12 protein-coding genes and 1 CRISPR repeat array are annotated in these 16,512 nt (G+C 29.8%); of the genes, 4 read left to right on the top strand and 8 right to left on the bottom strand.

The window, feature by feature from the left end:
- Window positions 1–463 precede the first annotated feature (463 nt).
- From ACSVC9_RS03765 to ACSVC9_RS03750, 4 genes are all read left to right on the top strand, one after another.
- Window positions 464–1,663: a MerR family transcriptional regulator gene (locus ACSVC9_RS03765; protein WP_446899022.1), complete on the top strand. Its 1,200-nt coding sequence runs from the start codon at window positions 464–466 to the stop codon at window positions 1,661–1,663.
- 42 nt (window positions 1,664–1,705) lie between these two features.
- Window positions 1,706–2,884, top strand: coding sequence for a DegT/DnrJ/EryC1/StrS family aminotransferase (locus ACSVC9_RS03760; RefSeq protein ID WP_446899021.1), 1,179 nt, complete (start codon window positions 1,706–1,708; stop codon window positions 2,882–2,884).
- Between the two features lie 22 nt (window positions 2,885–2,906).
- On the top strand, window positions 2,907–4,028 hold the full coding sequence (locus tag ACSVC9_RS03755) for a DegT/DnrJ/EryC1/StrS family aminotransferase (protein ID WP_446899020.1): 1,122 nt from the start codon (window positions 2,907–2,909) through the stop codon (window positions 4,026–4,028).
- Window positions 4,029–4,282: 254 nt separating this feature from the next.
- On the top strand, window positions 4,283–4,591 hold the full coding sequence (locus ACSVC9_RS03750) for a hypothetical protein (protein WP_446899019.1): 309 nt from the start codon (window positions 4,283–4,285) through the stop codon (window positions 4,589–4,591).
- A 587-nt stretch (window positions 4,592–5,178) separates the two neighbouring features.
- A CRISPR array of direct repeats spans window positions 5,179–7,516; the repeat unit is 30 nt; unit sequence ATTTAAATACATCTCATGTTAAGGTTCAAC.
- Window positions 7,517–7,938: 422 nt separating this feature from the next.
- Here ACSVC9_RS03750 and ACSVC9_RS03745 read toward each other — a convergent pair.
- From ACSVC9_RS03745 to ACSVC9_RS03710, 8 genes are all read right to left on the bottom strand, one after another.
- Window positions 7,939–8,085: a hypothetical protein gene (locus tag ACSVC9_RS03745; RefSeq protein WP_446899018.1), complete on the bottom strand. Its 147-nt coding sequence runs from the start codon at window positions 8,083–8,085 to the stop codon at window positions 7,939–7,941.
- 362 nt (window positions 8,086–8,447) lie between these two features.
- Window positions 8,448–8,732, bottom strand: a complete 285-nt coding sequence (cas2, locus tag ACSVC9_RS03740; RefSeq protein ID WP_446899017.1) for a CRISPR-associated endonuclease Cas2 — start codon at window positions 8,730–8,732, stop codon at window positions 8,448–8,450.
- 19 nt (window positions 8,733–8,751) lie between these two features.
- Window positions 8,752–9,756: a type I-B CRISPR-associated endonuclease Cas1b gene (gene cas1b / locus ACSVC9_RS03735; protein WP_446899016.1), complete on the bottom strand. Its 1,005-nt coding sequence runs from the start codon at window positions 9,754–9,756 to the stop codon at window positions 8,752–8,754.
- Between the two features lie 26 nt (window positions 9,757–9,782).
- Window positions 9,783–10,277: a CRISPR-associated protein Cas4 gene (cas4, locus tag ACSVC9_RS03730; RefSeq protein ID WP_446899015.1), complete on the bottom strand. Its 495-nt coding sequence runs from the start codon at window positions 10,275–10,277 to the stop codon at window positions 9,783–9,785.
- A 17-nt stretch (window positions 10,278–10,294) separates the two neighbouring features.
- Window positions 10,295–12,883: a CRISPR-associated helicase Cas3' gene (cas3, locus tag ACSVC9_RS03725; protein WP_446899014.1), complete on the bottom strand. Its 2,589-nt coding sequence runs from the start codon at window positions 12,881–12,883 to the stop codon at window positions 10,295–10,297.
- An 18-nt stretch (window positions 12,884–12,901) separates the two neighbouring features.
- Window positions 12,902–13,642 carry a type I-B CRISPR-associated protein Cas5b gene (gene cas5b, locus ACSVC9_RS03720; RefSeq protein WP_446899013.1) on the bottom strand — a complete coding sequence of 247 codons (741 nt, stop codon included), beginning with the start codon at window positions 13,640–13,642 and terminating at the stop codon, window positions 12,902–12,904.
- A gap of 3 nt (window positions 13,643–13,645) precedes the next feature.
- Window positions 13,646–14,584: a type I CRISPR-associated protein Cas7 gene (locus tag ACSVC9_RS03715; RefSeq protein WP_446899012.1), complete on the bottom strand. Its 939-nt coding sequence runs from the start codon at window positions 14,582–14,584 to the stop codon at window positions 13,646–13,648.
- The gene (locus tag ACSVC9_RS03710) at window positions 14,585–16,369 is read right to left on the bottom strand and encodes a hypothetical protein (protein WP_446899011.1); all 1,785 of its coding nucleotides are present in this window, start codon (window positions 16,367–16,369) and stop codon (window positions 14,585–14,587) included.
- Window positions 16,370–16,512: the final 143 nt, after the last annotated feature.

Raw genomic sequence — 16,512 nt, 5'->3', positions numbered from 1 at the left:
GGCAGTTGGTTTGGAACCATTGGCTATATTTTTTAGCCAGTTAACCATATGTGTTTTTATTGTTATTAATTTCAAAAAATCACCTTCAATTTTATATAAAGTTAGGTTGTATGGATATTATAACATTTCGTGTTAATAAATTCGGTAACATCGGTAACGTATAATATAAATTATTTCATCACGCTAACCCAATTCTCCTAATCAGCAATATTTTCAATTAACCTAAGCCTTCTTTTATTTAACTGCACCTTGAGTTATATTGAACTTCATACCTATTATGAAGACTTATCTCCATGTAACAATGATATATTTAGAGATACTAAGAATTTCATAGAAAACATATTTTAAAAATATTTTTTGACGAATTTTTGACGAATTTTCACAAATACCATTATATAAGGTGCTAAATAAACCATTGTACATTACGTTACGTAATGTGCTAATATATTCTAGGAGGTGCAAAATGTCCGATAATAAGTCTCCCTTGTTTACTACGGGAGAATTTTCAAAAAAAGCTAATGTTACTCTTAGAGCTCTAAGATACTATGACAAGATAAATCTGTTGAAACCATGTGGTTATAATAAGTCAGGCCATAGATTATACAGTAGATCAGACTTTGGAAAGCTGCAAAAAATTTTAACATTAAAGTTCATAGGACTTTCTTTGAAGGAAATAAAGAAAATAATGAATTACGATATGGAAGACAGCGACTTGAAAAAATCCCTGGAAATACAGAAGGACATAATGAAAGAGAAAATAAATCATATGGAAACAGTAATAAAATCCATAGATGAGGCCATATCCATGCTGGATATGAACAATACATTGAACTGGAATAAATTTATAAATATAATAAATATAATAAATGTGGATCAGCAATGGATGAGTCAATACGAAAATGCCTCCAACTTAAGGGCAAGAATAAAAATTCATGAACTATTCAGTACAAATAAAGAGGGATGGATGCACTGGTTCTTTGACCAACTCAATGTTGAAGAAAATTCCAGTATATTGGAACTTGGCTGTGGTGATGGTGAACTATGGCAAAAAAATCTAAACAGGATACCAAAAAACTGGAAAATAGTTTTAACTGACTTTTCTAAAGGTATGATAAAAGATGCCAGAACAAATCTAGGGAAAAATTCTAAGAGATTTATTTTCAAAGTAGTTGATGCACAGAAAATTCCATTTCATGATAACTGCTTTGACATTGTGATTGCAAATAACATGCTTTATCACGTTTCAAACATAGATTCTACATTTTCTGAAATACGCAGGGTGCTTAAACCTCATGGAACAGTATATGCATCTACTGTTGGGAAAAATCATATGAAAGAAATGAGAGATATAATCAGCACCTTTAACTCCAAGAAGCTGACTTTTAATAGCTGGACTCTTACGGAAAACTTTCAACTTGAAAATGGTTTGAAAAAGATGAAAAATTGGTTTAAAAATATAAACCTGAAAAGATATGATGACAGTCTGAAAATAACCGATGAATCAGCTCTCATAGACTATATATTCTCAATGCCCGGGAATAAAAAAAATACATTTTCAAGAGATGAACTTAAAAGTTTGACAGATTTTCTACATTCTGAAATAATAAAAAATGGCTGGATATATATAACTAAAGACACAGGATTCTTCACTGCCCATCCATGATTTACTATATTAATTTTCTAATATTGAAAGGATATGATTTTTATGAATAGAAAGATTCCATTTTCTCCACCTGATATAACACAAGATGAAATAAATGCAGTAATAGAGGTATTAAAATCAGGTTGGATAACTACCGGCCCTAGAACTGCGGAATTTGAAAAACAGTTGGCAAAATACTGTGAAGCAAACCATGCAGTAGCAGTTGGAAATGCAACTGCCGGATTGGAACTTCTTCTCCAGGTATTTGACATAAAAGAAGGTGACGATGTAATAACGACACCATACACCTATACGGCAACTGCAAGTGTATCCATCCACAGAGGAATAAAACCTACTTTTGTGGATGTGAAAAAAGGTACTTTCCTTATAGACATAGATAAATTATATGATGCTATAAAGCCAAATACAAAGGCCATATACTCTGTAGATATTGCAGGAGTACCTGTTGATTATGATAAAATTCACGAAGTACTTAAAGCAAAAGGTCGTGAAGACATACTCCTTGTAGCTGATTCCGCTCATGCATTCGGTGCAAGCTACAAAGGCAAAAAAGTTGGATCACAAATGGATGCCCATGTATTTTCCTTCCATGCAGTAAAGAATTTAACTACAGCAGAAGGTGGTGCAGTAACTTTCAATGATAATAAACTGCTTGGCAAAAATGATCTTACAAAAGATCTTAAACTGATATCCCTTCACGGTCAGTCAAAAGATGCACTTTCAAAGATGAAAGCAGGTGCATGGAAATACGATATAATCTATCCTGGATATAAATGCAACATGACAGATATAAATGCTGCTATAGGTCTTGTTCAGCTTTCCCGATATGAAAACATGTTAAAAAAGCGCAAAACAATATTCGACATATATACAAATGCATTGAAAGACAAGGACTGGGCAATAATTCCTTTTGAAGGGGAAAATGATACTGTAACCTCATACCATCTATATACACTCAGACTAAGGAACTTTAAAGAGGAAGATAGAAATGAAGTTATAAAAGCCATGGCGGATAGAGATATCGCAACCAATGTACACTTTACACCACTTCCAATGTTCACTGCATATAAAAATCTTGGATATTCAATAAAAGATTATCCAAATGCCTATAAGCAATATGAAAATGAAATAACTCTTCCAATGTATTCTACACTTTCAAAAGAAGATGCAGAATATGTTGTAGAAAATCTAATAGATGTTGTAGAAAAAATTAAAAAATAATATTATAAGGTGGATTAAATATATGAAAGTTAATTTTTACAGTCCTCAAAGAGAATATCATGAAAAAAAATTAGAATTTGACAATGCCATATCAAAAGTACTTGAGAGCGGAAATTTTATACTTGGAAACGAGGTATCAAGCCTTGAAGATGCTGTCAAAAAATATACCGGAGCAAAATATGCAGTAGGTGTGGCATCAGGTACAGATGCCCTGGTAATAGCTTCAGATATACTTGGTTTCAAGGATGGGAAAGAGGTAATAACCTCTCCTTTTACATTTCTTGCATCAGCTTCCTGTCTTGCAAAACACAATGCAAAACCTGTATTTGTAGACATAGATGAAGATAGCTTCAGCATGGATCCGGACAGGATAGAAGAAAAAATTACAGACAAAACTATTGGAATACTTCCCATACACCTGTTTTCCCAAATGTGCAATATGGATAAGATAATGGGAATAGCTAGATCGCACAACTTAAAAGTACTTGAAGATGCAGCAGAAGCCTTCGGTATGAGATGGAAAGGAAATAGTACAGAATTTAGGCATTCCGGTACTATAGGCGACATGGGTATATTTTCATTTTTCCCTACAAAAACTCTGGGCTCCTATGGCGATGCAGGAATGATAGTCACAAATAATGATGAACTTGGAAAATTAGCTAAAATGTTCAGAGTACATGGTGCCTCCAAAAAATATCACTATGATTATATAGGTTATAATTCAAGACTGGACACAATTCAGTCAGCAATACTTTTAGTCAAACTTAAATACATCAACAATGCAATAGAAAAAAGAGCTGCCGCTGCAAAGTTATATGAAGAAAGACTTTCTGACTGCCAGTACATAAGATTCCCTAAAATAAAAGAAAATCAGCATGGAGTTTATTATGTATTTAATATACTTGCAGAAAATCGTGACAAATTAGCAGAATATCTAAAAGATAATGAAATAGGCAACAGCATTTACTATCCAATACCTCTTCATCTTCAAAATTGCTTCAGTTATCTCGGCTATAAAAAAGGAGATTTCCCGATAGCTGAAAAACTTTCACAAGAAGTCATAGCTCTTCCAATCTATCCTGAAATAACTGAAAATGAAATAGATTTTGTGTGCGATACTATAAACAAATTCTATAAAAAATAAGCTTAAAACATACAAAATAAGAAATACTTATAGAAGTTTTGACATGCTCCTCTCACGGTATACAGTTAAAAATAGAACTGTTTATCCTAATTGGGTGGAGCATATTCTTTTACTGTAATACTCCTCTGATAATATCTTCATAAAATCTACACACTAATTATGTATTATTAATGTATAGAAGATAATTATTCAATTTATAGATGATATATTAGGTAATTGAAAAAATATTAACTATACAAGTGAGGGGTAATAGCATGTTAAAAATCGACAATAAAGCTTTAAACTATGTTAAAGATAAAAATTTATGTTTTGTAACATCTGTTAGAAATACATCAATAGATTGTGATTGTGGAAATGTCCATAATAACGTTAAAATCATTAAAATTAAAGTTGTGTTTGAAACTGAAGTAAGAGATAAAGAACTGTATGATATTTATGAATATAAAGGTATTAAATTGTTCGTATTAAAAACTCTAAAGGTTACGGACAATATAAATATCTATCAAAAACCAAAGTTACTTTTCATGAAACCAAAATTTGGGCTTAAAGGCGTTACAGCTTAAGGAAAATAGTAGCCAGCACAAACTTATAAAAAATATTATGGTTTATTGCCTCAATATCAGAATTTTCGTAGCCTGGGTTTCCATTTCAATAAAATACTATCACTGTTAGCAAAATTATACTGACGGGTATGGGCATTTTTGATCTTTTTCTATATGAGAAACCCTTCCTTACGTTATTTTTGTACTCGTAAACTCTACAAGAATAGTAGTCTTAAAACAGTACTTGACCGTACTACACCATTTATACGTAATTTTAATCAATGAACTCTTCTATAAAAATCTCAAAAGAATAAATTACGCAAATTTTAAATAAATCAGAGTATTCCAATATAAGACTTAAAATATCTCAAAAATCCACTTGTTATATTCGAAAAGATTCAAGCCCTTTTCATCCAAATCTAGAATTAAAGGGAAGAATATATTAAAGAGATTTTAATATCAATAAAACAAATGAAAACTGTATGCTGATATAGCTTGTATACATATCATAAAGATATCTTGTACTGACTTGAATCGGTTATGATTTCTTCCAAAAGCTATAAATTCTAAACTTGCTTTATTATTCTACGACAGCATACTGATTCTACATTTAAATACATCTCATGTTAAGGTTCAACATCCATGGATATACTGTTATGGTTTCACCACTAATATTTAAATACATCTCATGTTAAGGTTCAACCCAAATCCCTTAATACTACTTGCCATACTTGTAAAAATTTAAATACATCTCATGTTAAGGTTCAACTCTCCTACTGCTACACTTCCACTATCTGGATCTACGTTTAAATACATCTCATGTTGAGGTTCAACGCTTTTTCTAAATAATGCCGAAGGCCGGATTCATCATTTAAATACATCTCATGTTGAGGTTCAACTTTACTGCATACCAAAGAGCTCCATCATCATTATTTAATTTAAATACATCTCATGTTAAGGTTCAACGCCACCGCTTTCTTTGGACACCAGTGTGGACATCCCATTTAAATACATCTCATGTTAAGGTTCAACAATATATTTCCAGTTAAATCTAAATTCTCTTCTTCCATTTAAATACATCTCATGTTAAGGTTCAACGATTCTGTTATCAACACATTCACCTTTTTCATCATAATTTAAATACATCTCATGTTAAGGTTCAACTCCAATTCATAATGGGTGGTATTATTTCATTTCCTTTATTTAAATACATCTCATGTTAAGGTTCAACGCATCATAATCTTTAGATACCTTTTCATCATTTTTATATTTAAATACATCTCATGTTAAGGTTCAACTTATTTTTATACATAATTATAATATATATTTATAATATTTAAATACATCTCATGTTAAGGTTCAACCTTATCCTCTCCCAATTCTTTAAATAAATCATCATAATTTAAATACATCTCATGTTAAGGTTCAACAAGCAGAAAGTATGCTCGTCAATAAACTTTTTGAATATTTAAATACATCTCATGTTAAGGTTCAACTATCAGTTATCCCAAAATATTTCAATACTTCAATAATATTTAAATACATCTCATGTTAAGGTTCAACTCTGTCTGCAAATGCCCATATTCCAATAGATGTGCAATTTAAATACATCTCATGTTAAGGTTCAACTACGCAACAAATGATTTCTTAGATAAATTATGGAGGATTTAAATACATCTCATGTTAAGGTTCAACTATATATAATGTTCCTGTTCTTTTTGGATTAAAAAAATTTAAATACATCTCATGTTAAGGTTCAACTCCATCTGTGTTAAATATGCCCTTCATTATTTTATATTTAAATACATCTCATGTTAAGGTTCAACCTAGAGAAGCAAGGGTGAATTCATTCGTAGCAGAATTTAAATACATCTCATGTTAAGGTTCAACTAAAGCAAATCCCAGATAATGACTTTGAAAACCCAAATTTAAATATATCTCATGTTAAGGTTCAACTTTTAGAAAAATATTTAAAAACTTATAGAATTCCCTATTTAAATACATCTCATGTTAAGGTTCAACGAGATAGGACTATGTCTTTTGTTTCTCCCTTTATTTATTTAAATACATCTCATGTTAAGGTTCAACTATAATCCCCGAATGCAACAATATACAATGGACAAGATTTAAATACATCTCATGTTAAGGTTCAACGTAAAATAAACAACTGCTTTATTTACTCTCAATTTATTTAAATACATCTCATGTTAAGGTTCAACGCGAGTGCAGAACCAAAAGCTTTTATCCCATTAACAATTTAAATACATCTCATGTTAAGGTTCAACATTCTGATAAGTTTAATATCATTTTCCTTACAATACATTTAAATACATCTCATGTTAAGGTTCAACTCTTTAAATCCACCGTCTAAGTTAACCTGTATTGTAATTTAAATACATCTCATGTTAAGGTTCAACTTGTGTTTCAATTTTAGCCTTTATATTGTCAATTTCTATTTAAATACATCTCATGTTAAGGTTCAACTCCTTATGCTTACAGTTTTCTCTTTTAATTTTGTGTATTTAAATACATCTCATGTTAAGGTTCAACTTGTTCTTTGCTTCACTATCTAATCTTATATCTATAATTTAAATACATCTCATGTTAAGGTTCAACATCTACAAAGCTAGTTATATCAAAGGCTATGGGGTAATTTAAATACATCTCATGTTAAGGTTCAACAAGGAAAAAGAAACTGTTAAAAAATATAGCTAGCTGATTTAAATACATCTCATGTTAAGGTTCAACTATTTACTTCTCATGTTGCTCTCACCCCTCTATCTGATTTAAATACATCTCATGTTAAGGTTCAACGAGCCTTGAAATCACAGTATCAGCAGGCTAACGAGAATTTAAATACATCTCATGTTAAGGTTCAACTCTTTTACTTTCCCTGAAACCATCTCTTTATTTTCAATTTAAATACATCTCATGTTAAGGTTCAACCAGTAAAAAAGCTATTCTTTATTTTTATTATAACCCTACACATATTGAAAATAAAGGCATTTTATAAAAACTTTCCAACCTGCTACGATATTTTTTATTTCTGCAATAAAAATGTCTACAAACTTACTTATATCAATTAATTATAGAATATTCAATAGTAATATAGGTTGGAAAAATAATTTATGATATGATGTACTTGTAAAAGTACATTCAAATAGGAAATAACATGTCAATAGAATATACAGCTAATATAATAGTGAAGAAATCTCTATTGAAAAAATAGACATCAAAATGATAGCAATTTTAACTTTTCTTTTTTTACATGATTATTAAACCTTACTACAAAAAAATGAGCAGCCTGTGGGCTGCTATAAAATATAGGTATAACAATAATATGGGAAATTTGTTCTTATGAACTTTTATTATAAGTCGTTATTATATGAAAAGTTGCAGGGTTCACCATCACAATTCAAAGCTACATCGTCATTTTCAGTTGCGAATATTTTTTTCCCTTCTATAACATCTTCATGTATTCTTTCCTCTGATTTTAAATTTCTTCCATCTTTCATAAATATTACCTCCATTTATTTAATTATATTAAAAATTAAGTTCTAATCGATAGCTACTATTTATTAATTATTATTATAGCATATGAGCAGAAATAATCAATACCTTTTTGGTATATTTTATTTAAAAATTAAATTTATACTAATAAGTTTAGGATTAAAATATTAAGCTAATCGAGGTGTATCATATATTAAAATTGAATTGTACAAAATAACCATTTCTTATTTTTTATTATAAAAAATAAATCAGTACAAATAAAGAATTTCCCAAACACTTTGATTTTTTAAAATAGAGTAAAAAGTGTCTCAATCTATTTCAACTCAAAATATTGAAACACTTTTAAAATTCAACTTGGTTGGAAAAATCATAGTATCAGATTTTCGGTATTATTTACATTTACTCCCAAAGTTTCTTCATCAAAACAACTGTCATTTATAAGTTTTATTATTGTTACAAAATCTGTTCCCTCCACGATCTTGTTCAATTCACTTTTCAATTTTATCAATTTTGAAGGAGTTATAGCTCCTCTAAAAACAGAATTTTGATGGTGATGAAAATATTTCTTACATATTTTAAATACCTTGTTCACCCTTTTTTCATTTACATCATAAAATACAAAGGCGTAATTGAAATTAAAATTTTTCGCCATAAAGCACTGCCCCCAATTCTTACATCATATTCTTTAAACTAAAAGGTCTAAAATCCTCGCCTTCCACCAAATATTTTATAAGCTTGTATCCATCCAATTTTATAGCTGTCTTGTAACTTATCTTTCTCTTGAGTTTTTTATGATCAAAAACACTTTCAAATCTCTGTTCAATAGCTTGTACAAATATTTTCTTTCCTTCTTCGTTTAAAAGACAGTAATTGTACTTTTTATCAAAATGCTTGCCCACCTGAATCTGTTTCGTATTTACAAGTTCAAAAATTGTCCTGTAAACTATAGCAGGTTTGAAAACTTCAGATAGATCAAGGCTTAAGGAAAATCTACCCTCAGAGGGCTCATGCAGATAACTTATGGTCTGATTTAAATGGGTATTGTAAATCTGAGATACAGTCTTTGAATATAAGATGGAATTTCCAAAGGATATAAGCGCATTTATAGGGTTGTCCGGCGGCCTTTTCACTCTTTTATTGAGTATAAAATCCTCAGGAAGAATATATTTGAAATTCTCATAAAATCTCTGCCATATTTCACCTTCAATTCTCAATATCTGTTTTATGCCGAGATTATCATCTTCCATATATTCGGAAACCTTTTCTCTCATCCATTCAACAGTATCATACACTTCCTTTTTATCATGTCTGTAGTAATGATAAAGCACTTCACATATATTGTCAGCTATTCCCTGTACAAAAGTTTTTGCTATTTTGTTTCTGTTATTTAAAAATGCTTCTACTTGTTTTATGGTAACTTTGCCGCTTACCAGGGTTTCTTTAGGATAAAAGCTGCCACTGTAGTATCCATAATAATTGAAAAAGTGAATTACTATCCCTGCCTTTGCAGCAAAATCAAGAAACTTGCTGTTTACCGTGATTTCATTCATGCAGTATATTTCCCTTGTGGATTCTATAGGCAAATAAAAATTTCCTTTTTCATTATGAAATAAAACAGAATTATCTTTTCTCTTGAGTTCACCCATACTCATCAAATACTTAGTGCCGCTGGCCATGAAATTTCACCCTCCTACAATCTATTCTAAATATAACAGTATTCATAATAGGCACACTTCCTGCATCCTTTTACTTTTTTAACTTTAGGAGGCATGTCCTCTTCAAACAATTTTTCCATATTTGAACTCAGCTCTTTTAGCTTCATTTCATTTTCCACTGTAAGACTTACATATATTATCTTTTTATCCTGCTTATTTTTTTCCTGGAATTCAATTTTTCCCTTTCTATTAATTCCCTTGTTTTTCAACAAACTGAGATAGAACAACACCTGCCACTTCACCGCTTCTATATCTGCATCAGATTTTTTTATCTCTACCAGATAATCTTTTGTGATTTTATCTATTTTCACATTGTCTATGGATATTTCCGTATTCTTTTTTCCTTCGGATTTTAATTCATGAATTATCTTTCCTATGTGAACATCCTCACTATTGTCCTCCATGTTGATCCTACTGCCATGAAGCCAGCACTGCCTCTTGCAGTGAAAATAATAATTTATAAGCGTACCATTTATTTTCATGATGAATCACCCCGTAATCATATAAACAAATTTGCCTCATTATGAGTTTGTCCAATAAATATCTCCTGATTGAACCTGCCATCTTTTATATACTTCTCACCATCTGAAATGTAATATATGTCTCCAAGCATATCACTGTATTCCTGTGGCATTTTCTTAACTCTATATATAAAATAATTCAACTTGGAATTCACTTGCGACAACTTAACTTTCTTCTCGGCATAATCCATCTTATTGTCTATTATAAGAGATTTATATTCTTCCCATATTTGATCCCCATCAAGTACATTATTTTTTTCATCTTTTATTTTTCTAGATAAAAATATAGTATATTTATTCTGATTATCATCATCTATCAACTGCATATGCTTTTTTATCTCTCCAAAATCAACATCCTTCAAGATTTTAATAAAAGTACCATATCCATTGTCATTCAATTCCCTCTTAGCTTTCTCGATTTTAGCTATGACTTTTTCATAATACTTCTCAAAATCTTTTTCTTTCAACAACTCCTGGATCTCCTTACTAGCCAGCGTAAGTTCTTCCTCTTTTCTCACATCTCTTTTATATATAATTTTGCAATCATCCATTTTAAAGAATTTTACCCTGCCAATATTTAGACATGACCTGTTTATTCTTCCCATAAACTGCTCTTCTGCATCTAAAATAGATATGTTTTTATATCCAAGATCCATATCTATATCAACCCCGGCTTCAATAATCTGAGTTGATATTATAATTATTTTCTTGTCTTTTTCTTTTGCCTTTTTTATGACTTTGTTTTTGTCTGCTTTATTATCATCGGAAGTAATTATTGCAATTTCATGTTTACAATTTTGAGAAAATTTTTCATTAGACTTTATATAGTCGAAAAATTTATCCGCCCTCGTCTTGAATATGAATTCAACCAATATCTTGTTATTGTTTTTACTTTCATACTCTATATCTTTCAACAGATTTTCAAATTCCTCATCTTCATTCTCTCCCAGATCAATCATTTCAAATTTTACCCTGTCCTTGAAAAACGGATTTTTAAAATAATGATCTCTGTTCTTTATCAAATACACAAAATTGTCCACATCACTGTCTACAAGTTCATTTAATCGCGGCAACGTAGCAGACATTATTATAATTTTAATATTCAATATTTCTGAATACACACTTAAAAAATTTATTATTTCCTTCCATATGGAATTTTTATAACTCTGTATCTCATCTAAGATTATTACTGAATTGCACAAGTTCACAAGTGGAAATACCTCTTCCCTGTTTGTGCCAAAAAAGGAGTTAAACAGCTTTACATGAGTAGTTATGACAAAAGGATAATTTATAAAAATCCTGTTTATAAAAGACTTGTTATAGTCAACCTTTTTCCCAGTATTTAAATTAATTATATCACTGCAGTCTTCATCTACATCCCTTATCTTTATAGACGTTATGGAATTTATCACTGTCAAGTTTTCCTTTATCCTGTTGTCATTATTGAATATCTTCATCAGTTCATTTTCTGTCTGTTCCACCAGTGTATTGAAGGGAAAAATATAGAATAACTTATTTATGTTTTTATTTGACTGCAGTATCAATTTAGCAAGATTTACAGAAGTTATAGTCTTGCCTCCGCCAGTAGGTGCTTCAAGATAATATATATTTTTATCCTGGTTATCCCTATAAGTTTTCTCACTTTCAAGGGTTATCTGGGATCTGAGCTGGTTTATGCTTGTATATTTTCCATCCTTCACAGGATTTTTCCTATAAGCTTCTATGCTTTTAAACGTACTATAACTGTCTACATCCTCGCCAAACTTCCTTTTTAAGCCATCATCTATTATTCCAAGATCATTGATCTTCTCACCATTCATAAACTCAGAAGTGGCATAATAATCCGCTGCTGTAAGGATGGAAAATAGTAATTTTGAGTAGATGTATATGACAAAATTAAGTCTGTCATTCTTTTGAATACATTCATTCATATAAATTTTTGAACTACTCAAAGAATTATAAATAGCTGATTCTCCTAAAGTTTTCATATTTAAATCAGGATAGTATTCTTCTTTATCATAAGTTTCCTTAAAGTTTTCTAATTCGAATTTATAATATTTCATATCATCAAGATACCCATGATGTTTTGATATTATGTATCCATTCAAATACATAAAATATTTTAAATAGAATTTATCTTTTTCTTCAAATCCCATATTATTTATCCTGCTATTAAAATAGCTTACATAAATATACGCTCCAAGAAGGGAATGTTCTGATCCCCCTTCTGAATTATCTTCATAGAACTGATTTAACATTTTATCATATTGAAAAGCTGGATTTATTTTCCCAGTATCATGCATATATACTGTATTTGCTGCCATGTCTCTCCACATTAAAATTACATCCGAACTTCTATCAGCAAAAAGTTTATCTTGAAAGTTTTTAAATACATTATCGAGTTTCTTTTCATTACAGATAAATCTCATATATTTATACGTTAAATCTATATGATCGATAAGTTTTTCCCTTCTCTTTTTATTATTTCTATCTCTATGTGCATACATATTTGATATATTATTTACATTTAATTGAAAATCAAAAAGCTTTACCCTATCAAAATACACAATAATTCCTCCTCACTCTCAAAAAAAACATAAATTATACTTTGTTTCTAAATCTTTATATACACTTATATCCTTTTTCTTTGATTTTACATCCATATTTGTAGCCACAAAATATTCAAACTTATATTGATTCAATTTACTTCCCAATTCAACAGGAAGATATTCTGCATATTTCCATGCTGTATCATCTTCTTCATTTGGATACTTATTAATATGAAAATATTTACTTTCAAACAAGCTATCAATCTTATTGTAATCTTCAGTTTTTAAAATTTCTGTCTTTTTAACTTCAGTAATATCAGCAAAATGATCGTTTTTACCTAGATAAGGCAAAAATACAGCTTTTTTATGCATGAGCATATCTGCAAATTTTTTTGTAATCTCGTCTATCATGACATAAACCATCCACTTAGGATTTTGCAGCCACTGCTCCTTTACCACAAGATTTCCACCAGCCTCCAAGCTCGCATATCCCACAGAATTATTAAAGGTCTGAACTTTTTTTGTTATATAACCATGTGTATTGAGAGGTACTACTGCAATTTTAGAATCTTTAAGCTTTTCATAGAATTCAGGATAAATATTATTTTTAAAATCCCGACTCTGTACATTATAGCCTCCAAGTCCAAGCACACTTCCAATTATACCGAGAAGGGCTATCTTATGTATATTGCCATATGTAAAATAATAGTAAGTATTCACATCTGGCTTTTTAAAAAATGCAGTTTTTCCAGAAAGCTTGAACCTAACTACTTTCATTATCTAAACCTCTTTTCTTGTAAAAATATTAATTTTTTTAGCTCCTTCCGGTACATTGTTTAATTTCAATTTATAGTTATTATAGTAAATTTCTATGCTTTTAATATCTTCTTTGATCCCCTGTAAAATTCCATTTAGTTCTGTTGCAAAAATAATTGTATTTTCCCCATTTTCATCCTTACTAAATTTCATAAACTGAGCTAAATTGGGAAGATAAATTTTCTCATCTGTTTCTATAAACAATCCAAATTCATTTTCACAACCTGCCTTTGAATTGGTATTAAGTGCTGTAGCACCTACAAGAGCACCTTCCTTAAATTTTCTATAATCTTCCTCAGTATATCCTTGTGTAATCCCCATATCCACATAATCTTTATAAGAAATTGGATTTATATAAAAGGGGTAAAGATAATGAGCTTCATCACTTACAATCTTTGTACCCAAGGTACTTTGATTGGCTTCTTTCGCTTCTTCATTATTCTTTACCTTTCTGTCACTCCTGAAAGGGGACAATATCTGCTGTTCTTCCGTGCTAGAATCTCCATATACATTGAATCCCTGTCCAATTTGAACTGCACCAGTTATGGATATATTGTTTCCTTCTTCTGCAAAAGTAGTTCCAAAAGATTTCACATCTAATGCAGAAAAAAGATTTTTAATTACCTCTTCACTTTTATCTTTTTTTGTGAGATTAGTATTGAAAATCTGGTTATATCTTTCTTCAAGGGACCTTGGCCTCATTTTATCTTTTTCAGTTTTAAATGACTTCATATAAAGAATTTTCTCGCCTAAATCATCCCAATATTTTTTAATACTGTACTTTAAAGCCTTATCGCTTCCAAATATTGACCCGTCACTTATACTTTTGGGGAATCCACTGAAATCAGCATTCCAGTTTGCCATAATTGATTTTATTCCAATTAATCCATATACTCTGTTCATTTAATTTTCCTCCTCATTTATATTATCATTTTTTTCATCATTGCCATCAGAATCATCTTTAGATTTTTTATATATCAAATTAGGACACAAAAAGCCAGCTATTATAAGATCCTTATTTATTTCTTTTTCCGGTTCATAACCTAAAATCATATAATACATATTTCTAAATTTCACAGAAGGTATAATTGCATAATCATATTTAACAAATAGACGTCGTAATTTTTCCTTTATAACTTTGTCACCTGAAGCATTCAGTACAGGATTTATAAAAGAATAATTCTTGTTATTCGATTTATTTAAGCTGTAGAAATACTGCAGCAGCTGTCCTATACAAAAATAATATTCCCTGTCACCATCAATTTCTACCTTGTACTCTATGTCTCTTTTTATATTTATCTTTTCATCCACAAATTTTCTAACATCTTTAATGGTATTCGCCATTTTATCCCCTCCATTTTCATCTCTAAAATAATCCAGCAATGCATGTCTTAAATTAAATTGATTTACAGCCTTATTTATAGTACCTTGATTTATGGAATTGCACAAAAGTTCCAAACTCATCTTATCCCAGAAATCTTTTACGAGAAGTTCTTCGCCTTTATAAAACCAAGTATAAAATCCATATCTATATTTTAAAAGTGACTCTTTTACCTTGCTGTCATTTAATTTTATTTTCTTTGCATCTGTAAACAAATTATTCTCCAGATATTTATTGAAAAATACCTCATTAATAATATCCTTCAATCTTCCCACATTGTTCAAATTTCCCTTAATTAATTTAAAGTCCTTACCTATACCATTTTTCAATATAGGCGAAATTTTTAAAACTTTCCTAAGCTTATACTTATAATTGGTTATGGAATCGCAGTCGGTAATTTCAACTTCTTTTCCCTTATTTAGCCTAAGAAAATATCCTCTAAAATCTTTTTCTATATTTTTCTTGCTTTTAATTTCATCCTGCTCTGCATATATATAATTTTTACCATCAGATGCACAATTCATAAGATAATCAAACAATTTTTTCTCCATAAAAATTTTCTGCGAATCCACAAGCATCGGGAGTCTGCATTTTCTTGTCTTATTATCAATGTAAGGTTTTTTAGAATTCATTCCCATATTGAAATCTGGCAATCCATAAATTTTATTATTTATTTTTACATTGTAATCTGTCTTATTATAAATGTTAGGTATAAAATATCTCTCACTTTCCTTTTTATATTCGCCTAAATCTGTGTCATAAAAAAGCTTAATATATGTTTTGTCAAGTTTAACGTCATCTCGTTTCGAAATTTCAAATATATTTCCTTTTATCCAATTTTGTATTTTATTTATCAATTCTATATCCGGTTTTCCATACTTTTTCTCAACTTGCAAATAAAGCTCCCTGCTTTTGGGTTTTTTATATTTAGTTTCAGGATTTTTTAGTACTCTATAATAGCCATCAATAATTTCGTTATTCAATTTTCCCTTAATTTCATCAAGATTTTCCTTTTTCACATAAAAGCTATACATATTATTACTATGTATTACTTTTTTACGGTCAAGAGCTTTATCTACATTCAAACCACTTAAATAATCTCTATTTACAAAGTATTTATAAATTTCTTCTGTTCTATCAGTATCTTTATCTACATGAAATATTTTCAAATCTTCTGAAGTATTTTTTAAAGTGAATTTTATATAATCTCCTGGAGTAAGAATATAATTATCTGCAACTAAATCTTTGCCACATTTATCATATTTGTCATATTCACTGATAAATACATCATAAATTTCATTTATCAAATACAATCACCTCCAAATTATCTGATATATTAGCCTTGAGCATAACTCTAAGGCACTCATTTCTCTAGCCCGATAAGGGCTATTTTTTTCTATCACTAAAATTTATATCATAGGATTTCCTCAACTTTTGTCGAATTTTTAAA

It is taken from the genome of Clostridium sp. LBM24168, assembly GCF_052953915.1.
Note: the sequence above shows the minus strand (reverse complement) of the source record. Positions and strands in the feature narration are given on the sequence as shown.